Source organism: Deinococcus alpinitundrae (assembly GCF_009982895.1).
Classification (GTDB): Bacteria; Deinococcota; Deinococci; order Deinococcales; family Deinococcaceae; genus Deinococcus; species Deinococcus alpinitundrae.
Window position 1 is genome coordinate 95,709 of sequence record NZ_WXZL01000001.1, and the last position, 23,712, is coordinate 119,420.

Consider the following 23,712-nt stretch of genomic DNA (forward strand, 5'->3'; position numbering starts at 1 on the left):
GTATGGCGGATCAGCCCCCAGGCGACGACAGCAACTTGATCGGCAAAATGCGCGCCCGGATGAAGGGCCGGGCGGAGGCGAGCGAGCAGGCCCAGGCGGAGAAGGTCAGCTTGACCAAGACGGCCCCCGCCGGCCCGCACTCCTCCGAACCGCTGCCCAAGATCAACCCGGCCATCAATTTCAGCGTGGCGCGCTACGTGTTTTCCATCGGCATCTTCGTGGCGGTGGTGCTGCTGGGCCTCCTCAACACCACCCGGCTGGGCGTCGAGCTGCTGCCCAACTTCGAGGTGCCGATCCTAGCGGTCTCCACCGGCTACAGCGGCGCGACACCCGATCAGGTGGACCGCGAGATCTCGCGCAAGATCGAGGACGCCATCAGCACCATCAGCGGCGTCTCGGACATCCGCAGCACCAGTACCAGCGGCCAGAGTGCGGTGATCATCACCTTTCAGGACGGCACCAACATCGATTCGGCGGCCAACAGCGTCTCGCAGTCAGTGGCGGCCATCCGAGGCACCCTGCCCAGCGACGCCGACGCACCGATCGTGCAGAAGTTCGACCCCAACGCCCAGCCGATTCTGACGCTGGCCCTGCAGGGCGGCACCGCGCGGGCCGCCGACGTGACCACCTACGCCACCGACACCCTGGTGCCCCGGCTCCAGCGGGTCGCGGGCGTGGCCGACATCACCGTGTCGGGCGGGCCGACCCGGCAGATTCAGGTGCTGATTGATCCGTCCAAGCTGCAAAGCTACAACCTGACCCCGGCCCGGCTCACGGCGGCCATCAATGCGTCGGCGCTCGATTTGCCTGCCGGGTCGCTGACCCAGAACGGCAGTTCCATCGGCTTCTCGACCCGCAACACGCCCACCAGCGTGCAGGACGTGGGCCGCATCACCGTGGACCCACAGACCGGGCTGAGTGTCAGTGACGTGGCGACGGTGCGCGACACCTCGGCGGCGGCCACCAGCTACGCCCGCTTCAACGGCCAGCCCGCCGTGCTGCTGGGCGTGCGCAAGGCGTCCGGCACCAACTCGGTGTCGGTGGCCGACAGTGTGCGCGCCAGTATGGAAACGGTCAAGCTACCCAAAGGCTACAGCCTGTCCCTCTCGGAAGACTCCACCCGCACCACCCGCGCCACGGTGAATGACACCTTCAAGGAATTTCTGATCGGCATCGCGGCGGTGGGCGTGGTCGTGCTGCTGTTTCTGGGGCGGCTCAACACGGTCTTCGCGGTGGTGCTGGCCATTCCCATCTCAATCAGCGCCGCGCCGCTGCTCTACAGCTTGTTCGGCTTTACCTTCAACCTGATTTCCTTGCTGGCCATCATCGTGGCCATTGGCATCGTGGTGGACGACTCGATCGTGGTGGCCGAGAACGTGCAGCGCTACCGCGATCTGGGCTACAACCAGCTCAAGTCGGTGCTCTACGGCGGCTCGGAAGTGTTCTCGGCGGTCACGGCGGCCAGCTTCTCGTTGCTGGCTGTGCTGGTGCCGCTGAGCTTCATGCCGGGCATCCTGGGGCAGTTCTTCCGGCAGTTCGCCATCGGATTGATCGCTGCTATCGCCCTGAGCTGGCTGGAATCGCTGCTGTTTCTCACCGTCCGCATGGCCTACACCCGCGACCCCGACCCCATCGGCTGGCCGCAGTTTGGCAAGCTGCTGGGCCGGTTGCCGGAAATCATTCGGTGGGGCTTTGCGCGCCGCACCTTGCTGAGCGCCTGGGGCCTCCTGGGACTGGTGGTGTCCGGCGTGGGATTGGCCGTCGTCGCGCGCCGCACCGGCCCGGCCATCTTCGCCGCGCTGCTGCTCTACCCGCTGATCATCGGCGTGGTGCGCTACGTGCTGATGGCCTTGCTGGGTCTGCTGGAAGCGGTCACGACCACCCTGCACGGCATCGTCAACGGGGCCGTGATCCGGCTGGCGCGCGCCTACGCCCGCAGCGTGGCCTGGGCCTTGCCGCGCAACCTGCTGATCATCCTGCTGGCGGTGGCCTTCTTGTTCACCATCGCCATCCCCATCGGCAAGGTGGGCTTTGCCTTCGTGCCCAAGAGCGACGGCGGCATTCTGTCGGCCAGCCTGAGCCTGCCGGTGGGCACCAGCCTGGACCAGACCAACAGCGCGACGCGCAAAATGGAAGCGTACCTGCTGGCGCAAAAAGACGTGCGGCTGGTCTCGACCAGCGTGGGCAGCGGCTCCTCGCAGGGCACCGGGGCCAACGGCAGCACCATCAGCGTCACGTTGACCGACAAGAAGCTGCGCCCCGGCATCGACGATCTGGTCGCGCAGTATCAGCAGGGCCTGAAAAAGGTGCTGGCGGGCGTGCCGGTCGACACCCTCAGCGTGGCCGCCCAACAAAACGGCCCCGGCGGCTCCTCGGACATCAGCCTGGCCCTCAGCGCGCCCAATCAGGACCTCTTGGAAGCCAGGAACCGCGATCTGGTGCGGCTGCTGGGCCAGGACGCCAACCTCAGCAGCGTGACCAGCAGCCTGAGCGCCACCCGCCAGGAGCGCAACTTCGTGCCGAATCCGTCGCAGCTCGTCGGCTCGGGCCTGACCACCTCGGATCTGGCCCAGGCGCTCAGAAGCTACAACGACGGCAGCAAGGCGGGCAGTTTGCGCGACGGCGACAACAGCGTGGATATCGTGGTCAAGCTCGACCCGAGCCTGCTGCAAACCGAGCAGTCGCTCCTGTCGCAGACGGTCTACTCCTCGGCACTTTCCTCCAATGTGCCGCTCTCCAGCCTGGGCAGCTTCCGCCTTCAGCAAGCGCCCGCCACCCTCAACCGCTATAACAAGTCCTATACCGCCACCATCGACATCAACCTGAAAAAGGGCGGCCCCAACGCCTTCGCGTATCAGCAGACCGTCATCGACAACGCCACCAAGGCCGGGATTCTGGGCGGCGGGGTCGCGCTGGGCAACGCTTCGAGCTTCGGCTCGGCGGGCCTGACCGGCAACTTGGTGGTTTACGGCCCCGCCGTGCTGATCCTGGCGGTGCTGGCGACCTACCTGGTGCTGGGCAGTCAGTTCAACTCGTTTCGCTACCCGCTGTATCTGCTGCTGCCGGTGCCGCTGGCCATTGTCGGCGCGGTCTGGACCTTGTTCTTCTTCAAGACCTCGCTGGACGTGATCACCATTCTGGGCATGGTCATCTTGTTGGGCCTGGCGACCAAGAATTCCATTCTGTACCTGGAATTCGTAGTGGAACGCATGCGCCACCTGCCGATCAAAGAAGCGCTGATCGAGGCTGCCGAACTGCGCTTCCGGCCGATCATCATGACCACCGTGACGGTGCTGGTCATCAGCATTCCGCTGATCTTCGGCGGCGGCGAGGGCGCAGAATTCCGGCGCGGCCTGGGCATCGTGATTCTGGGCGGCGTCGTCACCGGTACACTGCTGACTTTCTACGTGGTGCCGAGCGTGTTCTACCGCTTCGAGAGAAACCGCCAGAAGCCGCGTGAAGTGGAGGCCGAAGCGCTGCCGGGCGGCGTCGCGCCCGCGACGGACTGAGCCTCACGGCGCGCCTCTGAACCCCTCCGCCCGAGCCTGGGCGGGGTTTTTTGTGGTGCGCACTCCGACAGACCAACATGAAAACCAGAGGAGCAGATTACCCGACCTGTTCCTCCGCTTTCGATCGATTGCAGTCCGTATCAGAAAATAATCGGTTTGATGCCCACGCTGTTCGCGCCGCAGGCCACGGTCAGCACCTTGCCGTTGGGCGTGGACGTGCAGCCGAGTGCACCCAGCGCGGAGAACGGCAGCACCAGGTTCTTGCCGTCCGAGATGGGGGCCAGCGGCAGGGTCACGCCGCCGCCGCCGAGCTGGGCGCTGGTCTTTCCCGCCGTGACGGTCAGGGTCGGCTGGCCGGTGCGCTCCAGCTTGAACTGCCCTGCGCCGAGTGAAGTCACGTTGGCCAGGCCCTTCAAATCACTGCCCAGCAGGTACGGCTCGCCCTTGACCGCGCCCGCCGGGGTGGCCGGGCGGCCCGCTGGGGCGACGCTGGGCGCGGGTGCCGCCGCCGGGGTGTCCACGACCACCAGGGTTTCCTTGGCAGAAATTTCGGCCAGCAACACCAGCGAGAGGCTCTTGCCACTGGTCACGGCCAGACTGCTGGCCTTGCCCGACAGCTTCCACTCGCCTGCCCGCGTGCCGAGCTTGGTTTTGATGGCGGGGCGCAGCGTTGAGGCCGAGTTGGCCGCATAGAGGCACAGCGCCCCGGCACTCAGCTTGAGCGCCTTGGGGCAGCCCAGCAAGCGGCCCGACACCACGCCGCTGACCTCAATGCCCAGCGCCGAGGCCGCATTGCCCGGCACGTTCAGGCGCACCGGCGCCTTGGGCGTGGCCGGAGTGGCTGGGGCGGGGCTGGTCGTGGTTGGAGCCGGGGTGGTCGGGGCCGCAGTCGCGGGGGCAGGCGTCGTGGGTGCGGCAGGAGCGGTGGTCTGGGCGGCGGCCTGGCCCGCAAGGGTGCCGGTCAGCAGCAGGGTCGCGGCCAGCAGGGCCGGGGGGCGAAAAGCCATCAACATGAAACGTATCCTAACGGCAACACATGAGTGTGCTCTTTAGGCTTGAGTCAGCTTGCATCAGATAATGGCGTGGAAACTTGCGCCGCCGAGACCGGGAGCCTGCGCTAAGCTCGGTGCATGGCCCTCAACGGCGGCTACACCTACCGCGAACACCTGGGCCAGCGCGCCGAGGGGCAGTGGCTGGTGCCGTACCTGGCAAAGCACTACCCGCACTCCACGCCCGAGGAGTGGCAAGTCCGGCTCACGCGCGGCGAGGTCACGCTCGGCGGAACGGTCGCCAGCGGCCAAGTGCGGCTCAGGGCCGGGCAGCAGCTCGTCTGGCAGCGCCCGCCGTGGCACGAGGAAGCCGCTCCGCTGCACTTCTCGCTGCTGCATGAGGACGCCGCCCTCATTGCCGTCAGCAAGCCCAGCGGCCTGCCCACCCTGCCCGGTGGGGGGTTTCTGGAACATACTTTGCTGTACCTCGTCCGCGCCGACTTTCCGGGAGCCAGTCCGCTGCACCGCCTGGGGCGCGGGACTTCGGGCATCGTGCTGTTTGCGCGCACCACTGCCGCCGCCTCCAGCCTGGGCCAGGCCTGGCGCGAGCAGCACATCGGCAAGTTCTATCTGGCGCTGGCGCAGGGCCGCCCCGAGCGAGACTGCTACGACATCGGCGCGGCGATCGGCCCGGTACCGCACCCCCGGCTAGGCGAGGTCTACGCCGCCAGCCCCAGCGGCAAACCCTCGCGCAGCCTGGTGACAGTGCTGGAGCGCCGAGAGCAGGGCACCCTGTTTGAAGTCGATATCCGCACGGGCCGCCCGCACCAGATCCGCATTCACCTGGCCAGCATCGGGCACCCGCTCATCGGCGATCCGCTCTACGCGCCGGGCGGCCTGCCGCTGGCCCACCTGCCGGGACTGCCCGGCGACGGCGGGTACTGGCTGCACGCCCACCGCCTGAAATTCCGTCACCCACTCAGCGGCGAGGACATGGAACTGCAAGCGCCGCCGCCGCCGATCTTGAGCCTAGAGTCTTGACAGGCAGCGGCGCGTCCGGGTGTTCTTAGCCCGGCGGCGTTCCGAACACCAGCGGCGCGTGGCCGGGCGCGACCTTGGCAGCGAATTCGTTCAGGCCCAGACGGTCCGGGGCTTCCAGGTGGTAGCGGAAGTTCCAGAGGTAGTGCTGCACCACGCGGGCGGGCAGGCCCAGCTTGCGGGCGTGGCGCTCGGCCACCTCGCTCAGGTGGCCGATGCCGCTGCGCCGCGCCTCGCGCATGGCCTGCACCAGCGCGGGGGGTGGCGGCGCCGCCTGGCGGTAAGCCCACACCGCGAACACGAAGGGATGGCCGGTGAGTTCAAACCACTTCTCGGCCAGATCGGTGACGGTGACGCCGCCGCGCGTGTGCGGCAGGGCGGTCATGGTGGTGGCCTCGGTGAGCGGCCCGACCACCCCGTACCACTCGCGCAGGGCGCTGTCGCCGATGCGCAGCACCCCGTCGTAGCCGGAGGCCAGCAGTTCTTGGGCGTTGCCCTCGGCACGCTCCAGCACCGGCATGACGCCGCTCTCGCGCAGCAGCACTTCCAGCAGGGCCACGCTGGTGGCACTCTGGGCAGTCAGGGCCACCCGTTTCAGGTCGCGCCAGGGCACCCGGTGAAACAGGTTGACGCTGTAGACCGGCCCCAGCACCGAGACGCTGAAATCTGGCAGGGCGGCCAAGCTGTCCGCGTTGCGGATAAACTCCACCGCGCTGATGTTGGCGATATCGACCTCGCCCGAGAGCAGCGCCGCATTCATCTGGGTGGGCACGCCCGTCACGGCGCTCACGTCCGGCGGCAACTTCAGGTCGTCGAGAATCGGGGCCACGTTGGTGTAGTGAATCCAGCCCGCCCGGTAGGGTGCTGGCGCGATCAGACGCCCACCGCCCGCGCCTCCTCGGCCTCGGCTCCCCTACCGGTGTCCAGCACCGCTTCCACGTCGGGGTAGCGCAGAATCTGGAAGTAGCTGTTGCGGATGGCGGGCCGGAATCCGGCGTCGTGGGCAATACGGGTGAGTTCGCGCACGGTGGCCTTGTGCCGCCCGCCGCCGCCCGCCGCCGACACCACGTTTTCTTCCAGCATGGTGCTGCCTAGGTCGGATGCGCCGTAATACAGCGCCGCCTGGGCCACCTTGAAACCCTGGGCGGGCCACGATGCCTGGATGTTGGGCTGGTTATCGAGCGCGATGCGGGCGATGGCGAGCTGCTGCAAGTACTCGTGCGCCGACGCGCCGGGGGCCTTGCCGTGCAAGCGGGTGTGCTCGGTTTGCAGGCTCCACATGGCAAAGCCCGCGAAGCCGACGCCGTAGTCGTGCAGGGCCTTGTCCTGCTGGTCGCGGATCTTGATGAGGTGGCTGGCGCGCTGGGCATAGCTCTCGCCGAAGCCGATGACCATGGTCGAGATGGTGTAGAGGCCCTTGCGCTGCGCCGCATCGAGAATGCGGAACCAATCAGCGCTGCGGATGCGGGCCGGGGCCGCCTTGGCCCGGATGTCGTCTTCCAGAATCTCGCCGCCCGCGCCGGGCAGGCCGTCCAGGCCCGCTGCGATCAGCGTGTCGAGCAGGGTGTCGAGGTCCAGACCGAAGGTCTTTTCCATGAACAACACTTCCTCGGGGCTGAACGCCTCGATGCGGATGCTGGGGTGGTGCAACTTGACATAGCTGAGCAGGCCGGTGTAGTACTCCAGCGGCAACTCGGGGTTGACCCCGCCCTGCATCAGGATGCGCGAGCCGCCCACCGCTTCGAGTTCCACGATCTTGGCCGACACCTGCTGGTAATCGAGGGTGTAGCTGTCTTTCTGGCGCTTGGTGCGGTAGAAGGCGCAGAAGTTGCAGCCCACGTTGCAGATGTTGGTGTAGTTGATGTTGCGGTCGATCAGAAAGGTGACCGTCTCGGGGTCGCTGCGGCGCAACCGCAGTTGGTGTGCCACCGCCGCCACATCCGGCAGCGGCAGCGAGTATAGGGCCGTGATTTCGGCGTGGTTGAGCCGCTCTCCGCGCTCAGCCTTGGCGAGCAGGGCGGCGTCATCTGGAGTCAGGCGTGTCATGAAGGCAGTTTAACACCGCCGGGAAAGGGAAAAGTCCCTGAACGGCTACAGAGGCGGCCCGGCTTTTTCCTGGGTCCTCGGTGGCCTGCCGCACCTGTTCATGGTCCGTTCAAGGGGCCGGGAACTAGTCACAGAGCAAGGGAAAGCAGCGGGAAGGCACGCTTTCCGCTCCCGCATGCCGAGCCGCCCGGCCCCAGCATGCCCAGCCCCAAATTCTTCGCCGTGCGCGGATGCTGCTCGCCACTCTCGCCAGTTCGCTCGGCAGCGCCTCGGCCCAGACCCGCGCCGCGCTAACGGCCCGGCCACTTCAGCCGGTGCAGATCGTCCAGACCCTGCCCATCAAGCCCGTCATGCCGCCGATTCAGGCGTTGCCGACACACCCCTCCCGGACGCCAGCGGGCTGCACATGGGTGTATCTGAACAGCTGGCACCTGATGTGTGGGGGCAAGGTCAGCCTGAATGCAACCCTGGCCAACGCGCTCAGGGACCGTAGCTGATCTCCGGAAGCGTGCCGCAGCCGCAGGCCCTGCCCACCAAACCCGGCGATGTCGGCGGCGTCTGGTCCTCCTCTTCCGGCTGGCGGTTGGCCTGCGCCGAATCCTCCCCGACCCCGCTCCTGTTCACGAACTGAATTCCAGGTGGGGGCGTGGCATCTCTCCCGTGCTGCCCACCAACCCGCCGCGCCACAGCAACACGTCCACGTCGGCCTGCTGCTCGCGGCGGCTGGTCAGCACCTGCACCCGCAGCGGCCCGAAGCGGCGCTCGGCGTTCACGTCGCCCTGCGCGCCGCTTTTGACACTGGCCTCCACCCAGCTCTTGAGGGCAGGCAATCGCTCGGCGCTGAGCTGAAAGCAGCTCGTGGCTGCGCCCGAACTGAGCCGGGCCATCAGCTTGCCGATGGTGGGACCGCTGCGGGCCAGGTTGTGTGCCAGTGTCTGGTCGCCGCCCAGATATGTCAGGTGGACCTTGTTGGTCATCAGGTCGGCCCCGCTCCCCAGCACCAGGCTCCACTCGCCGCCGTAAGCGTTGGGCATCAGGGTGTAGCCGCGCTCACCGCGCCCGAGCCGCTCGGCACTCACCCTCGCGGCGTCATGAAAGACCCCGCCCGCGTAGATGAGTTTCAGATACCGCTCGCTCGCCGCCTCGGTCTGCGCGGCGAGCATCAGGGCCAGGTGGGCGGACGGGGTGCGGGGTTTCATGACCCAGTCTACGGCACCCGGCCAGCGGCAACCCGGCGCTTTCTTTTCCTTACAATGTCCTCTACTGCTGTTTCTGAACGCCGGGCAAGCACTAGGATAAATGCCTGATGAGTGTCTTACCGTCCCCTTTCGAGCTTGCTTCAGCCCTCTCCTGGGGCAGGCGTGCTGAATTGCAGTGCGCTTGAATACTGGCGGAGAACCTGAAATGGGCCATGCCCCAGGGGATTCTGCGTCTGGACGCCCATCCCCGGATCTGCGCCAGCAGGCCGAGGACCGACTCCTGACGCAGCCGCTGGCGGGGACCACGCCGACGCTCGAGCAGCTCCAGCTTGAATTTCAGCTTCAGCAGCACGAACTTCAGGTACATCAGGTCGAGCTGACGCTGCAAAACGAGGAATTGCAGCGCAGCAATTCGGAACTCGAGCAAGCCCGCGACCGCTACCGGCGACTCTACGACCTGGCTCCGGTGGGCTACTTCTCGCTCGATCCGGGCGGACACATCACCGAGGTCAACGCGGCGGGCCGGGCGCTGCTGGGCCTGGGGCGCGAGCAGCTTCTGGGGCGGCGCTTCCTTCTGTTCGTCGACGAGGCGTCGCGCACCTCGCTGGCCGCGCTGCTCAAGCGCCTGAACGGACCGGGGCAGCCGCGGGGACAGCGGCTGGAACTGCGGCTGCTGCGCCAGGGTTCGGACGTCCTCGACGGGCAACTCGACGCCGTCATGAGCGGCGCGGACATTCAGGTGGCCGTGACCGACATCTCGGCGCTCAAGGGTGCGCAGGCCGCCATTCTGGCGCTCAACGAAACGCTGGAGGAGCGCGTCGCCGAGCGAACCACCCAGATTCATGAACTCAACGAGGAACTCGAAACCTTCGTGCATTCCACCATGCAGGCCCTCGACACCCCGCTGCGCCACATCGGCAGCTTCGCGGCCCTGCTGCGCCAGAAATTGCCTCAGCTGACCGACCCGCCCGCCGACCACACCCAGCAGCACTACCTTCAGGAAGTGGTGAGCGCCGCCGAACGGGTGCAGGTACTGGCCGAAGCGCTCACCGAGTACTTCCGGTTGGGGCGGCAGCGGGCGCGCTTCATTCCGGTGAGCCTGGAAAAAGTGCTGACCGAGGTGCGCAAGACCCTGCGGCCCCAGCTCGAGGGCCGCGTCGTCACCTGGACGCAGGAACCACTGCCCACCGTCACCGGCGACAGCCGCACCCTGCAACTGGTGTTCTTTCATCTGCTCGACAACGCCCTGAAGTTCAGCGCCGCGCGCCCCGACGTTCAGATCCGCATCAGCGCCCAGGAAAACGCCCGCGAGTACGTCATCTTGATCGAGGATAACGGCGTCGGCTTCAACATGCGCCAGAAGGGGCGGCTGTTCGCCTTGTTTCAGCATCTGCACAGCGCCCAGCAGTTCACGGGGCTGGGACTGGGGCTGGCAATGGTCAAGCGGATCGTGCTGCGTCACGGCGGGCGGGTCTGGGGCGAGGGCAAGGAAGAAGAGGGCGCGCGCTTCTGGGTGGCGCTGCCCAAGCGCCCGGCACAGCACCACTGAGATTGAGCGGGGGGTCGGCCGCCGGGGGTGGAGAGAGGCGGCGCAGGCTTACTCGGACGGGTCGGAATCCGGTGGCTCGGGCCGCACGCCGGAGGCCGCGCCGGGCTGGGTCATCGGGCGGTCCATCAGGTCCAGATCGGTAAAGGTCACCACCAGGCCGTCGATGAAGTTGCTGGCGGTGCGGTAGGGCGTGATGCGCAGCAGATACCAGTGGTCGTCCTGGGTCTGCACCTGGGTCTCGAACGGCAGCAGGGTGTCGAGCACCTGGGCCACGTCGCGCAGAAAATGCTGGTAACGCAGCTTGAGCGAGAAGTCGCCGATGGGCCGCCCCACGTCGCTGGGCAGCAACCGGATCAAGCTGGCAAAGCGCGGCGTGAAGCGCTTGATTCTGAAGTCGTTGCCGAGAAAGAGCGTGGCGATTCCGGCACTTTCCAGCAGGTTGTTCATGTCGTCGTTGGCCTGGGCCAGATCGGTGATGACGCGCTGGTGCTCGCTGTTGGTGGTGATCAGCTCCTCGTTGAGCGACTGCAATTCCTCCTTGGAGGTCATCAGTTCCTCGTTGGTGCTCTTGAGTTCCTCGATGGTGGTCTGGTACTCCTCGTTGGTGCTCTTGAGTTCTTCGAGCGAGATCAGCATTTCCTCGATATTGGCCTGCAAGGTCTCGCGGGTGTACTGCAAATCGCGGGTCAGGCCCTGCACCTGATCGAACTGCTCGTCCGGCGCAGCCGGCAGCGGCAGGGCTTCGGTCAGCTGCTCACCGAACACCAGCATCATCAGGCCTTCTTCCGGGCCGTGCAGGGGCCGCACGGTGATCTGCGCGATCGATCCCGGCGTATCCGGCTCGGTGCTGACCCGGCGTCGCCGCACCGTCACCTCGCGCTGCTCGGCGCGCACCACCTTGAGTGCGGCGGTCAGGCCGTAGCGCACATCGGGCTGCACCATTTCCAGCACGTTGTTGGGGCTGCCCGCGCCGCTGGGCAGTTCGAGGTAGCGGGCCGTCTTCCAGGTCGCTGGATGCCAGGTCCTGCTGGCTGGACTGCGGGATTCGGGACGCTGGGCTGCCGGGCGCGGCGCTGGGCGGCTCCGGCGGCCAGCCGTAGGCCTCGATAGGCTGGGTCGCGGCCAGTCGAAGCGGCCCGATACGGCGGCGCACCGCCTCGGCTTCTTGGCGGTAGAGTTCGGCGCTGGCCGCCTCGCTGGCCTCGGCGCTGTGCTTGGCCAGGTGATCGAGCAGCATCACGTGTTCTTCCAGACCGCGCACCGCGTTCCACAAACTGACTTCCCCGGTCTGACGCAGCTCGCTCAGCAGCGCCTGGGCACTGTAGGCGTGCCCGGTGTGGCAGCGAAAGCGCAGTGCCCGGCCTTCCTGAAGCTTGACCATCACGCCGTGACACTCCGGACAGGTAAAGGCCGTGAAGGCCCCCTCGTTGAGAATGCCCGCTGCGAAGGCGTTGGCTCCCTCGGCCACGCCGACCTCCAGTTCCAGGCGCTGCAGTTCGCGCTCCGTCATTTCAGCGTCCTCCTGGCCATCATTTGGCCTCCCGAAGCCCGGCACGGCCAGTATCGTCTGCAAACGCGCCGCGATGCCCTGCACCGGCAAGATGGCGTCCACCTCAGTATTTTGTAGGGCGCTCAGCGGCATCCCCGGATAAAGGGCCTCTTCCGGGTGCTGCACGATGACCTGCCCGCCCAGGCGCTTGATGGTCCACAGCCCCGAGGTCCCGTCGCCGAGCATGCCCGAGAGCAGCACCCCGATAACGGCGGCGCGGTGGGTGTAGGCCGCCGAGCGAAACAGCACGTCAATGCTGGGCCGCGAACGGTTCTCGCGTGGGCCGAAGCCCAGCCGGAGCTTCTCGCCCGCGATCAGCAGGTGCCGGTTGGGCAGCGCCGTGTAGAGATGTCCGGCTTGCAAGACCTCCCCCTGCTGGGCCGGATGCACCGGCAGGTCGCTGACGGCCTGCAAGATCTGGGGCAGGTAGCTGGGCATGTCGGGCGGACAGTGCAGCACCACCAGCACGGCAGCAGGCAGTCCGGCAGGCAGGCGCGAGACGAGGTCTCTGAGCGGTTCGAGCGCGCCCGCCGAGCCGCCGATCACCACCACAGGGAGGGGCGCTGCCGCCTGGTGGTGGCTGTCCGGCGTGCCGGGGTCCGGGTTGGCGTTCTGACTGTTCATCTCTGCCCAGCTTCACCAAAGCGGACGCACCGGACAGTCAGGGAAAGTAAAGGTAGCTTCATCTTTTTTGGGTAATACAGCCATTTTACTGGCATATGTCTTCATGATTTCTAGATCCGCCACACTAATTCGACTCACCAATGAGAGATGATGCTGCACTCCAGAATGCCCCAGCTCTATCCGGAACTCATTCCTGTTCGCTGCACCTGGCAGCCCGGTTCCTTCGATACCGTGAAGGTGCAGGCAGGCCAACACCGGGTGTCGCTCAAGCTGTACACCATGCACCGGATGTTCGGCCCGCAGGCGATCAACGACCTGTTTTTGTCGGGCCTGTTCTGCACCTCGCTGGGCGAGCAGACGGTGCAGGCGCTGCTCGGCGAGGCGGGGCCGCCGGGCAGCGCCGAGGAGAACTGAAGCGGGCGCGGCCCCGCGCTCAGGCCGGTTCCGAGGCCGCTCCCTGTGCGTCAGCGGCGAGCGGCTTTTGCCACAGCAGCAAGCCCAGCGCCGCCACCGTGCCGAAAGTCGCACCGGGGCCGAAGCGCGAGTAGAGCTGTCCGCCGCCCAGCGGCCCGGCGACCTGCGCCAGTGAGCCGAACGACTGCGCGCCGCCCTGCACCTGCCCCTGGGCCCCGGCGGGCGCAGCGATGGAGATCAACGTGTTCTGTGAGGCGGTGAAAATGCCCTCGCCAACGGCGAAAAGCAGCGTGCTGACATATAACAGTGCCGGGTACGTGAACAGGGGCAGCAGCGCCATCCCGAGCATCCCGGCAGCTCCCAGCGAGATGCCCAGGATCGCCACGCCGCGTTCTTTGAGGGTCTTGATCAATCGCGGCAACACGAAGCCCTGCGCCACGATGTCGGTTGCGCCGACGATAATGAACAGCGTGCTGGCCTGCGACGGTTCCCAGCCGAGGACCTCGTGCTCCAGCAGCGCCAGGGTCACCTGCATCACCGACAGCGGCAACAGGAACATGACGATGACCGTAACCAGCCGCCGCACCGCCGGATACGCCAACGCGCCCGAGAGCTGTCGCAGCGGGTTGAGGTGTGAGGGGTCGAAGTGCTTGCTGCGCCGCGAGACGGGCAAACTTTCCGGCAGCACGAACAGGCCCCACAGCGCGTTGAGCGCACTGAGACTGAGGTGCGACGCCAGGCCGCCGAGCGCCGGGCCGAGGATGAAGGCCGCGCCCGTCGTCGCATCGATTTGCCCGAAGATCTTGCCGCGCTCTTCCTGCGGCGTGATGTCGGCCACGTAGCCGAACAGTGCGCCGAAGCCGCGCGCGAACAGGCCGTCGATGCGCCCAAAAACAGCACCCACCAGCTGCCACCGATGCCGAAAAGGATATAGCCGATGGCCGAACCCGTGAGGATCAGGATGGGACGGCGTCCGTAGGCGTCGCTGATGGTACCCAGCACCGGAGCCGAGAAAAACAAGATGAAGGCATAGGCCGCGCCCAGCATCCCGATGACGGCGGCCTGCCGCGAGATTTGCGCCACATATTCGGCGACGATGTAAGGCAGCACCGGAAAGACCAGGCTGATGCCCATAGCAAACAAAAAAGCGGTGACGAGTAAGAAGAGGAGCGGGACTTTCTTGGGGGAGATGAGGTCATGGGCGCAGGCTAGCTGGGCGGCTGCGGCGGGATCTTGAAGAAACGCGGCAGGCTTACTCCGGCACTGCATTCATTGGCACGGGGTCTGGCCACATGGGATGCGGATCTCTGGGGGCGTACTCCCGCGCCCTGACGAATTGTCCGAACAGGCCCGGTGTCATGAACGACAGCGCCTTGAACTCGCGTGTCAGGTGCGCTTGGTCGGCAAAACCGAGGTCGTAGGCAAGGCCCGCCAGCGAGAGGCCAGGATCGGCGAGCAGGCGATTATGGACTTCCTCAAAGCGGATCAGCCGCACGAGGGTCTTGGCGTTCACGCCGACTTCCGATGCGAACAGGCGCTCCAGCTGGCGCTGGCTCAGGTTCAGCTCCTCGGCCAGCGTCCCCAGCTTGACCTGTCCCAGACGGGTATACAGCGTCTGCGCCGCTTTGACGCCGCTTCCCAACGCGCGGCCGCGCTCGGCGAGCAGGGCCAGCAGCCAGGCGTCCAGCGTCTGCCGCGCCTCCTCCCACGCGCCCAGCTCCACGAGGGCAACGAGGGTGCGGGTGATCGCCGGATACTGGAGGCTGAGGTCAAGCGTGAGCATGTGGGCTTCCCAGCCAAACAGTTGCCGCGCCGCCCACGGAAAAATCTCCGTGCCCAGCGTCCTGCTGACGCCCTGTGACACCGCTCGCAGCGGCGTGAGGCTCAGCCCGGAGAGCAGGGCGTCCGGCATCCGCTCCAATGCTTTGTCCAGCAGCGAACCCTGCCAGGTGAAGCCGACCGAGAAGGTGAGTCTGACCAGGCGTTCCGGCAAGAAGCGGTGTTCCTCGGTGTCGCCGTGGTGCAAGTCGGAGACCTGAAAGTAATTGCGCACCAGCGGGCGCAGGCGGGCGTCGGGCAAAAACTCGCGGTAAGCCACGCGCCCACTCTGGCAGACGGCGGGCGCGGGCGCATCCGCCGTTCTGCGGGGGCCAGGCTGCCTGATCTGTTCAAGACAAGTTCAAGCGGCGCGACGGAAGCGTTTCAATCGAAGAAGGGGAACGTCCATGTTGATGGGGGCAACGAAACGTACGATTACCCCTGGCGTTCAGCGGCGCGACCGAAAATCGCTGACCTGTTGTTGCCCAACGTCGGGGCGGCTTCAAACCTTCTGGGACGCCCACTTCGGCTAAAGACCGCACTCATGTCGAACAGCGGCTCGTTACTCCATCCCGACGCGCGGCCACCCTCTTTCGCTTCAGGGGGCGCTGCCCACATCCAGCATCCGGGTCAACTGGTAGAGGTCGGCTTCGGCCTGAGGATCGGGTTTGAGCACCCGCTCCACACTGGCGGCCTGGCGCAGACGTTCCTGCAACGCCGGGGCGGTGTCGGTCGGATAGCGCTGACGCCAGAGGGCCAAAGCTCCGGCCACTTGGGGCGCGGCAAACGAGGTGCCCTGGTTCGCTGAACTTTCCTTGCCGTCAGGGCCGTTGGCCCAGACCAGGGTGCCGGGCGCGAGCACGTCCACCCAGCTTCCCCGCACCGAGTAACGTGAAGTCCGCAGGTGGGCCGGGTCGGCCACAGGCTGCTCGGCGGCCCCCACCGCCGTCAGGTTGGAGAGGTCGAGCGCTGCCGGGTACTGCCGCACTTCATAGAGCGCGCCGCTCAGGTACTCGGTCCAGTCGTTTCCCGCCGAGGCGACGACCTGAACGCCGTATTTGGCAGTCTGCGACAGGACCTTGCGCAGCACGTCACGCTCGAAGTCGCCAGTATCGCCGCCGAGACTCAGGTTGACGATCAGTGACCCGAGTTGACTCCGGGTTTGTGCCGTGGAAAGGGCCCAGCACAAACCGCGCACGACATCGCCGACCCGGCATTGCCCGGCCGCGTTGCAGACCTTGAGCGGCAGGACACTGGCTTCCGGGGCCACACCGTAAGGCACCCCCGCAGCCAGGCTGGCGACCTGGGTGCCGTGCCCAGTGGGAGCGCCCGCCACCCTGAAATCGTCGTCGGTGACCCTCGCCAGATCCTGGTTGAGCTGGCTTTCCCGGGTGAACTGCTGGCCGGGCAGCAGCCGCGAGCCGAACGGCTTCAGGCCCAGCCCCAGCCCCGATATCCCGATCCCGGTATCGAGGACGGCGATCAAGCTGCCTTTGCCGTTCAGGCCACGGGCGGCGGCTTTGGGAGCGCCGATCACCTCAGCGGCCTTCATCGGAACCAGGCTGGGGTCCGGCTGGGTCGGGGAAGCACCGGTTGAGCTGATGGTGCGCGGATTGACCCCCAGGATCACCCCCGGATACTGGGCAGCGTCAAGGTCGAGCTGCTCCAGCAGCGCCTCGAAGTCGGAAGCGCTCCCGCCGAAACTGGCCTCGACGAGCGATCCCTGGCAAGCGGAGGAGGGGTACAGCGGGATGAACGTGTCGATCTTCGGTTGCAGCTTGTGGCTCCAAAGGATTCGCTGCAAGTCACCCTGCGTCCGACCCGGCGCGAGCAGAAAAAGCAGGCCGCCCGGCTGATCGGCCAGGTAGGAGCGTCCCAGCACGTAGGTCGTGCGGCCCGCCATATTCGGCCCGTCCCGGATCTCCAGGGTCTGGGGACCGCCCCAACCGCCCTTGCTCCCGCCCGGCACCGTGAACGACACCACACTGCCGACGCGGGTCGAGGGCAGCAACTGGCCCGCGATGTAGATCTGCGGCGATATCGGAGTCCAGTTCAGGGTGGCGCTGGTCGGGTTACCCAGCGTGATGTACTTGGGCAGCCGCGCAGGCGTGAAGGTGCGCTGGATGTTCATGCCCATACCCTCAAGCCGCGCCGCCGGCGCAGCGCCGGAAGTGGGCTGCGGCAAGACCGCCTGGCACCCGGTCAGCAGGAGCAGCGCGGCGACACTGGTGAACATTTTATGCATGTTGGGTCTCCTGGGCGGAGCTGACAGCGGGGAAGCGGAAGTCTGGACGCGGATACCTGAACTCAGTGTGCCCTCTCACCCCTTAACGACCCATGATCGTTTCTACCGGGCTCGGCGCTGGCCCCGTCAGGCCCTGCCGGAACGCTTCCAGATCAGCTCTGAACTCGGCGGCCGTGGTCACGAAACCGCCGCGTTCGAGCAGCTCGATGGCCTGTTCCCAGGCGGGCAGGTCACGTTCGAGTTCGGCCAGATTGGCGAGCAGAATGGCCGTCATCTGAATGTCGCCCGTTCGCTCACACAGCGCCAGACCTTGGCGGTAGGCGTCCTTGGCCCGCTGCGGCTGCTCGGCGTGCCACAACACCCCCAGGCTGTTCCAGGCAATCTCGGCGGGCGTCAGGGCACCGCTCTCCATGCCGAGCGCGATGCCTCGCTCGAAGGCCTGCTGCGCCTGCGCCAAATCACCCTGGGCCAGGTACCCGTTTCCCATGTTGGTCTGTACCGTCGCCTGCGCCGAGAGGTCATCTTCAGCCGCTTCGAGCACCTCGGCGAAGGCGGCGGCAGTGGGCTGCCCCAGAACGACGCGGGCAGCGGCGCGGTTGTTGAGCGACCACAACCAGCGCGATCTCTGGCCGGTGGCCTGCCACAGCGTCGCCGAGCGGCTGAACAGGGCCAGCGCTGCCGCGCCGTCGCCGGAGCGCAGTTCGAGTTCCCCCAGGGTATTGAGCGCTTCGGCCTCAGCCTCCAAGGGGCCGCCCAGCGCGGCCTGAGCAGCCTGGCGGGCCGGGCCGGGAAAGCCCAGCTTGAACAGCAGGCGCGAGCGCAGCGCCTCGACCTCGGCGGGGTTGGGCGCAGGGTCGGGACTGCCCTGACTGCCCAGCTCACCGAGCAGCTCCAGCGCCTGCTTGAAGCTGTTGCCGCGCTCCAGGGCGCGGGCCCGCAGCAACGTCAGCGTGGGGGAAGGTGGGGCGTCGCGCAGCAACTCGGCAGCCTTGCGGGCAAAACCGCGCCGCAGCATTTCCTGACCCCAGTCCTGGTAGGCCAGTTGCACCCGGCGCAGGTCCGGAGCCTCCCAGAGGGCGCGAGATTGCTGATACAGGGCCAGCGCCGGACCCGGCGGCAACTGTCGGGCCAACGCCAGGCTCAGCAGTTGCCGGTTCAGCGGCGGCCCGCTTTCCAGATGGGCCAGCGCCACCGCTCTCCCCCGCACCGCGCCGGAGGGTTCGACCAGTCCAGCTCCCAGCAGCCGGGTGTGGCTTTGCACCAGCGCTGCGCCGGTCCAGCCCAGGGCCTGGCGGGCCACGCTCAGATCGGGGTCGGGCAGCAGCGTCAGGGCAGCGTAGAGCGCCCGCTCGTCCTCGCCTAGCCGCCGCAGCCGGGCACCCAGTTCGCTTTCCAGTGCCTCGCCGCGCAGAAAAGCGCCGACCAGCGCGGGCACGCCGCCTGTGGCCGTGTGGGCACCGGGAAAAGCACTCAGCTCGGCTGCGCTCAGGGTGCCCAGCTCCAGGCTGAGATCGACCGGCAGCGCGGCCTCACCCGGCCCGGTCAGCACCACCACGCACGCTGGGCGCAACTGGGCGAGCCGGGTCAGCAGGGCCTGGCTCTCGGGGTCCATCTGCGGCCAGTCGTCGAGCAGCAGCAGGCCGCCCAAATGTTCGGCCGCGTGGGCCAGACGGCGCAACAAGGTCGCCGCGTCGCCGGACGGATCGCCCAGCAGCGGCTCCAGTGTGGCGTAGGGCAGGCCCGAACGCGCGCTCAGCAGCAGGCCGCCCCCCAGCGAAAGTTCGCGCAGCAGAGCGGTTTTGCCCAGCCCCGCGCCGCCGCGAACCCAGGCCCATTCACCGGGGTGCAGGGCCGCCAGCTGGCGCACTTCGGCGCTCCGTCCGGCAAAGGGCGGTGTCAGGTGGCTGCGCACGGTCTCCGCCGGGGCGCTGAGCGGGAGGTCCAGCTCGCGGGCCTCGCGTTCCAGAACGCCGCACAGGGGGTGATCGGTGGCGCGCAGCAAGCGGTAGACGCGGGGCAGATCCTCGGGTTCGAGCGGTGGCGCACCGGGCACCCGGTAGGCGGCCTCGGCGTGGGCGGCGGCGGCAGCAAAGCGGGCCGAGGCCGCGTCCTGCTCGGCCTGGTGCAGCAGTGCCGAGCGCCACTCGCGGGCCAGTTCCTCGCGGGTATTCAGCAGCCATTCTTCGAGTTCCTCACCGATCTCGTCACCGCCCACGCCATCGGCGAAGGCACCGGCGTAGAGCACCCTGGCGACGCCGAACTGACCGGAACGCAGGGCGGCGCGGAGTTCAGCGGCGTCACACCCGGCGGTGGCCCACATCCGGCTCTCGTCGGCCTCAGCGCTGTTCATTTTTCGCAGGTGGGCGAGTGCCACGGCCAAGTTGTTCATCGGGTTGGGCGCAGCGGGCCAGAACAGTTCGGCCAGAAAGCGCCGGGGCTGTGGGCCTTCCAGCGCGAGGTAAGCCAGCAGCAGCAGGGGCTTTTCGCGGCGAAACTTCTCGCCCTCAAGCCGCAGCCGCCCCAGCGTGTTGAGCTTCACACTTTAGTTTAGTCCTTTTGGAGGCAGTGTCCGGCCCTCTGAGAGCGGCGCGGGCGGGATTGATCATGGCTGGTGATCATGGACCGGTAAAGGGGTGGCCCGTACCTTCAGGGCAAGAGCGGCACACTCCGCTCCGCACCGATCACCCGGAGGCCCACCGCCACCTCTCGCCCCGCCGCTCAAGTCGGCGCTGTCTTACCGGAGGAAAAAGCCATGAAGCTCCCCATCCCCATGACCAGCCTGGCCCTCGGCACCACCCTGCTGCTCGCCCTCTCCGCCTGCGGCACCACCCCCAGTGCTCCAAGCGTCCCAGACGCCAGCCTCAGTGGCCAGGCCATCAACTGCCCCGACCATGATTGCAGCGGTCCCAGTCCCGTCACCCCGCTGCCGCCTACGCCACCGGTCACCCCACCCCCCCCGGCCTCCAGCTTGCCCGGCAGCGGCCCCAACATCCGGCTCAAGGTCGTCATCGACAGCGTCACGGCCCGTGACAACATTGAGTGGACCGGCGTGGACGAGTTCTACCTGCTGGGCGACCTGCTGGTGTCCAAGCCGGACGGGTCCAGAAAGTCGGTGCCGCTCGTGGTTCCCACCTTCGGCATCAACGAGGGCCAGACCCACGTGCTCAATCAGGTGGTCCTCAACGAGGTGGTGACGCCCGGCTCGGACGTGATCGGCAAGATGACGGCCTTCGACGAGGACTTCAGCAAGGACTGGCTCAGCGTCCGGGAAAAAGTGATCGCCGCCGCCAACGCCGCTGCCTCCGGGGCCGCCCTGCTCGGGCCCAAGGGCGTGGTGGTGGCGGGCATCCTCAAGGGCATGATTTCGGTGGCCGATCCGATTCTCAGCTACGTCGATCACGACGACAAGCTGGGCGACATCAATGTGGCGTCGACTGTTCTCAGCTACAGCATGGTGCCCAAAATTTTCTACAAGGCCCGCCTGTACGCGAATGGCTGGTACGACTCCTTCGATTACGACGTGCGCTATCACATCGAAGCCGAGCGCACGACCAGCGCCCTGACGTTCTAGGAAACCGTCTTCAGCCTGAACGCGGCACACCGCACCCGGTTCAGCCGCCGCGTTCTTCCTGAGCCGCAGCCCTCAGACCGACGCCTCCGCCGAACGCTGCGGAGGGTGGGAAACCCATGTCTTTGCAACCCCGACCGAGCGCCGCCAACCTTCCTCACCGCCTTCCTACCGTTCCAAAAGGAATTCGTCATGTCTAACCTCATCCCTGTGCAGGCTCGTCCGACCCGCTGGCGGCTGGCGCTGCTCGGCAGCCTGGTCCTGGCGCTTGTCGCCTGCGGAAATTCCAGCTCGCCCCCGGTGACCCCCAGCCCCAGCGGGGTGGTCACCCCCACCCCAACACCCAATCCGATGCCAGACCCCACCCCAACACCCAACCCGACGCCAGACCCCACACCCACGCCAAATCCAACCCCAGACCCGACCCCAGTCCCCACGCCTGATCCAACGCCGACCCCCAATCCCACGCCGGACCCGACGCCGACACCAACCCCCACGCCCAGCCCGCCCGACACCACACCCCCCGCCAAACCAGCAGGACTTCAGGTCACGCCGGGCACCGTGCGCGGCACGCTGGAGGTCAAGTGGAGCGCCAACGCCGAGAGCGATCTGCTGCGCTACACGGTCACGGCCTTACCGGTCGGTGCCGGGAACCAGCCTGCGCCGCTGTTGGGGGGAAAAGACCAGACCAGCGCCACCCTGACTGGACTGACCGACGCGACCAGTTATCAGGTGTTCGTCGACGCTGAAGATGAGGCGGGCAACCATTCGGCCAAAGCTGGGCCAGTCGTTGCCAAAACGCTGACGCTGAGCGCCCCCACGCTGCGCAACTACGAACCCAAGGCGGCCAGCGGGGTGGCGCGCAGCACCGACATCGCGCTCGATTTCGGCGAGGCGATGGACCGGGCCAGTGTGCAGGCGGCCTTGACCCTGAGCATCAACGGCAGCGTGCGGGCCTTCACTTCCAGCTGGAACCCTGACAGCCGACTGGTGAGGATCAGCCCGGCCGGGGGCTTTGCCAACGGCGACAACGTGCTGTGGACGCTCGGAACCGGGGCCAGGAATGCGGTGGGTACGGCCCTGAGCGGGTCCGTCAACAAGAGCTTCCGGATTGTCCAGGCCAGAACGGTGACGCTCGCGCCCAACGCGGCGCTGACCAAAACCCTGGTGGAGCGCTGCCGCGATCCGAAACTGCTCCAGCAGCTGTGCAGCAGCCGGACCTACAACACCCGCCCCGACCTGTTGATCGGAGACGGCTACGACGACGACCTCTACACCCACCACGCCTACCTCACCTTCTCGACGGCCAGCCTGCCCTCGAGCGCGACCATCGTCAGTGCCCAGTTGAACCTGCCCACCGTCAGCAGCAAGGTCGGCCAGCCCCTGTCGCTGGGGCCGGTGACGCTGGAACGCGTCAACTTCGGCACCACGCTGAGCGCGACTTACGCCAGCTTCGCCACGCCGCGCCTCGGCGTCGTTTCGGCGCCGCTGAACGCCACCCCCCACTTCTTCAATGTCACGGACTTCGTTCGCAAGGACTGGGAGCTGCGCGCCGCCATGAACCACCTCAGCGAGATGCGGCTCTCGATTATTCCCAACACCAACTGGGACAAGAACCGCGACTACATGATCTACGAGAATCCTTCGCTGACCGTCAGCTACGAGTACCCGTAAGCGGATCAGTCGGCAGGACGGTGCGGACCTGGCACCGTCCTCCGGCCCGTTCCCTCGCCCGTGACAGCTTCGCCTGGGTAAACTTGATTCATGACCACCACCCGCACCGAATCCGACACCATGGGCCAGCTCGAAGTGGACAGCACCCGCTACTGGGGCGCGCAGACCGAGCGCAGCATCCACAATTTCCCGATTGGCCGCGATACCTTCGTGATGGGCCGACCGATCGTCCGGGCGCTGGGCATTCTGAAGAAGGGCGCAGCTCAGGCCAACGCCGACCTGGGCGAGTTGCCGCGTGACGTGGCCGATCTGATCGTCCGGGCCGCCGACGAGGTCATCTCCGGCCAGCTCGACGATCACTTCCCGCTGGTGGTGTTCCAGACCGGATCGGGCACGCAGAGCAACATGAACGCCAACGAGGTCATCAGCAACCGGGCCATCGAACTCGCGGGCGGCGAGATGGGCAGCAAGAAGCCCGTTCACCCCAACGACCACGTCAACCGGGGCCAGAGCAGCAACGACACCTTCCCCACCGCCATGCACATCGCCGTGGTGCTCGAACTCAACGAGCGGCTCTACGACAGCGTCGGCAAGCTGCGCGCCACCCTGCACGCCAAGGCCGAGGAATTTGCCGGAATCGTCAAGGTGGGCCGCACGCACCTGCAAGACGCCACGCCCATTACCCTGGGCCAGGAGATCGGCGGCTGGGTGGCACAGCTCGACTTCGCTCTCTCGGAAGTCAGACACGCCGAAACCGGGCTGTACGATCTGGCGATCGGCGGCACGGCGGTGGGCACCGGCCTGAATGCCCACCCGAAGTTCGGCGGTCTGGCGGCCCAGAAGTACGCCGAGGAAACCGGCTTTCCCTTCCGATCAGCCGAGAACAAATTTGCGGCGCTGAGTGCCCACGACGCGCTGGTGCAGGTCTCGGCGGCGATCCGTACCCTGTCGGGCGCGCTGATGAAGATGGCGAACGATGTGCGCTGGCTGGCGAGTGGCCCGCGCAACGGCATCGGCGAGATCACCATTCCCGAAAACGAGCCGGGCAGCAGCATCATGCCGGGCAAGGTCAACCCCACCCAATCGGAGGCCATGACCATGGTCGCCACCCGCGTCTTTGGCAACGACGCCACCGTCGCCTTTGCCGGGTCGCAGGGCAATTTCCAGTTGAATGTCTTCAAGCCGGTGATGGTTCATGCCGTGCTGGAAAGCATCCGGCTGATCAGTGACGCCTCGCTGGCCTTCAACGACAACTGCGCTGTCGGCATCGAACCCAACTGCGAGAAGATTCAGCACAACCTCGACATCAACTTAATGCAGGTCACAGCGCTCAACAAGCACATCGGCTACGACAAGGCCGCCGCGATTGCCAAGAAGGCACATAAGGAAGGCAGCAGCCTCAAGGAAGCGGCAATCAGCCTGGGCCACGTAACTGAGGCGGAGTTTGCCAAGTGGGTCGTGCCACTGGAGATGACGCGGAACTGAGCATT

18 protein-coding genes and 1 pseudogene are annotated in these 23,712 nt (G+C 66.8%); 8 read left to right on the forward strand and 11 right to left on the reverse strand.

The window, feature by feature from the left end:
• Positions 1 to 2: 2 nt before the first annotated feature.
• Positions 3 to 3,509, forward strand: a complete 3,507-nt coding sequence (locus tag GUI70_RS00505) for an efflux RND transporter permease subunit (RefSeq protein WP_237724602.1) — start codon at positions 3 to 5, stop codon at positions 3,507 to 3,509.
• Positions 3,510 to 3,649: 140 nt separating this feature from the next.
• On the opposite strand, the gene GUI70_RS00510 is transcribed toward GUI70_RS00505, so the two are convergent.
• A complete protein-coding gene (locus tag GUI70_RS00510) occupies positions 3,650 to 4,522 on the reverse strand; it encodes a hypothetical protein (protein ID WP_237724603.1) in 873 nt (290 codons plus the stop codon).
• 117 nt (positions 4,523 to 4,639) lie between these two features.
• Here GUI70_RS00510 and GUI70_RS00515 point away from each other — a divergent pair, with 117 nt between their 5' ends.
• The gene (locus GUI70_RS00515) at positions 4,640 to 5,539 is read left to right on the forward strand and encodes an RluA family pseudouridine synthase (protein ID WP_161880325.1); all 900 of its coding nucleotides are present in this window, start codon (positions 4,640 to 4,642) and stop codon (positions 5,537 to 5,539) included.
• Between the two features lie 25 nt (positions 5,540 to 5,564).
• Here GUI70_RS00515 and GUI70_RS00520 read toward each other — a convergent pair whose 3' ends face one another.
• Both GUI70_RS00520 and GUI70_RS00525 read right to left on the reverse strand, forming a co-directional pair.
• Positions 5,565 to 6,410: a menaquinone biosynthetic enzyme MqnA/MqnD family protein gene (locus GUI70_RS00520; protein WP_161880554.1), complete on the reverse strand. Its 846-nt coding sequence runs from the start codon at positions 6,408 to 6,410 to the stop codon at positions 5,565 to 5,567.
• On the reverse strand, positions 6,410 to 7,582 hold the full coding sequence (locus tag GUI70_RS00525) for a CofH family radical SAM protein (protein WP_161880326.1): 1,173 nt from the start codon (positions 7,580 to 7,582) through the stop codon (positions 6,410 to 6,412). The genes GUI70_RS00520 and GUI70_RS00525 overlap by 1 nt, the downstream gene beginning before the upstream one ends.
• Before the next feature lie 230 nt (positions 7,583 to 7,812).
• Between GUI70_RS00525 and GUI70_RS00530 the strand changes: the two genes are divergently transcribed.
• Positions 7,813 to 8,079 (forward strand): hypothetical protein, encoded by a 267-nt coding sequence (locus tag GUI70_RS00530; protein ID WP_161880327.1) that lies wholly within the window; start codon positions 7,813 to 7,815, stop codon positions 8,077 to 8,079.
• Here GUI70_RS00530 and GUI70_RS00535 read toward each other — a convergent pair.
• Both GUI70_RS00535 and GUI70_RS00540 read right to left on the reverse strand, forming a co-directional pair.
• Positions 8,063 to 8,206, reverse strand: coding sequence for a hypothetical protein (locus GUI70_RS00535; RefSeq protein WP_161880328.1), 144 nt, complete (start codon positions 8,204 to 8,206; stop codon positions 8,063 to 8,065). The two genes, GUI70_RS00530 and GUI70_RS00535, sit on opposite strands and share 17 nt — an antisense overlap.
• Complete coding sequence (locus GUI70_RS00540) at positions 8,203 to 8,781, reverse strand: hypothetical protein (protein WP_161880329.1); 579 nt, start codon at positions 8,779 to 8,781, stop codon at positions 8,203 to 8,205. The genes GUI70_RS00535 and GUI70_RS00540 overlap by 4 nt, the downstream gene beginning before the upstream one ends.
• Before the next feature lie 205 nt (positions 8,782 to 8,986).
• On the opposite strand from GUI70_RS00540, the gene GUI70_RS00545 reads away from it, so the two are divergent.
• Complete coding sequence (locus tag GUI70_RS00545; RefSeq protein WP_161880330.1) at positions 8,987 to 10,330, forward strand: sensor histidine kinase; 1,344 nt, start codon at positions 8,987 to 8,989, stop codon at positions 10,328 to 10,330.
• Positions 10,331 to 10,378: 48 nt separating this feature from the next.
• On the opposite strand, the gene GUI70_RS25130 is transcribed toward GUI70_RS00545, so the two are convergent.
• Positions 10,379 to 11,104, reverse strand: coding sequence for a PAS domain-containing protein (locus GUI70_RS25130; protein WP_306468248.1), 726 nt, complete (start codon positions 11,102 to 11,104; stop codon positions 10,379 to 10,381).
• Complete coding sequence (locus GUI70_RS00555) at positions 11,085 to 12,503, reverse strand: chemotaxis protein CheB (protein ID WP_237724605.1); 1,419 nt, start codon at positions 12,501 to 12,503, stop codon at positions 11,085 to 11,087. The genes GUI70_RS25130 and GUI70_RS00555 overlap by 20 nt, the downstream gene beginning before the upstream one ends.
• A gap of 150 nt (positions 12,504 to 12,653) precedes the next feature.
• Between GUI70_RS00555 and GUI70_RS00560 the strand changes: the two genes are divergently transcribed.
• Entirely contained in the window at positions 12,654 to 12,917 is a 264-nt protein-coding gene (locus GUI70_RS00560) for a hypothetical protein (RefSeq protein ID WP_161880331.1), read from the forward strand.
• A gap of 19 nt (positions 12,918 to 12,936) precedes the next feature.
• On the opposite strand, the pseudogene GUI70_RS00565 reads toward GUI70_RS00560, so the two are convergent.
• From GUI70_RS00565 to GUI70_RS00580, 4 genes and pseudogenes are all read right to left on the reverse strand, one after another.
• Positions 12,937 to 14,186, reverse strand: a pseudogene (locus tag GUI70_RS00565) (MFS transporter).
• Positions 14,170 to 15,015, reverse strand: a complete 846-nt coding sequence (locus tag GUI70_RS00570; protein ID WP_161880332.1) for an AraC family transcriptional regulator — start codon at positions 15,013 to 15,015, stop codon at positions 14,170 to 14,172. The pseudogene GUI70_RS00565 and the gene GUI70_RS00570 overlap by 17 nt, the downstream one beginning before the upstream one ends.
• 318 nt (positions 15,016 to 15,333) lie before the next feature.
• On the reverse strand, positions 15,334 to 16,980 hold the full coding sequence (locus tag GUI70_RS00575; RefSeq protein WP_161880333.1) for a S8 family peptidase: 1,647 nt from the start codon (positions 16,978 to 16,980) through the stop codon (positions 15,334 to 15,336).
• Positions 16,981 to 17,062: 82 nt separating this feature from the next.
• Positions 17,063 to 19,519, reverse strand: coding sequence for a tetratricopeptide repeat protein (locus tag GUI70_RS00580; RefSeq protein ID WP_161880334.1), 2,457 nt, complete (start codon positions 19,517 to 19,519; stop codon positions 17,063 to 17,065).
• Between the two features lie 213 nt (positions 19,520 to 19,732).
• Between GUI70_RS00580 and GUI70_RS00585 the strand changes: the two genes are divergently transcribed.
• From GUI70_RS00585 to fumC, 3 genes are all read left to right on the forward strand, one after another.
• Positions 19,733 to 20,551: a hypothetical protein gene (locus GUI70_RS00585; RefSeq protein WP_161880335.1), complete on the forward strand. Its 819-nt coding sequence runs from the start codon at positions 19,733 to 19,735 to the stop codon at positions 20,549 to 20,551.
• A gap of 189 nt (positions 20,552 to 20,740) precedes the next feature.
• The gene (locus GUI70_RS00590; RefSeq protein ID WP_161880336.1) at positions 20,741 to 22,222 is read left to right on the forward strand and encodes an Ig-like domain-containing protein; all 1,482 of its coding nucleotides are present in this window, start codon (positions 20,741 to 20,743) and stop codon (positions 22,220 to 22,222) included.
• 90 nt (positions 22,223 to 22,312) lie between these two features.
• The gene (fumC, locus tag GUI70_RS00595) at positions 22,313 to 23,707 is read left to right on the forward strand and encodes a class II fumarate hydratase (protein ID WP_161880337.1); all 1,395 of its coding nucleotides are present in this window, start codon (positions 22,313 to 22,315) and stop codon (positions 23,705 to 23,707) included.
• Positions 23,708 to 23,712: the final 5 nt, after the last annotated feature.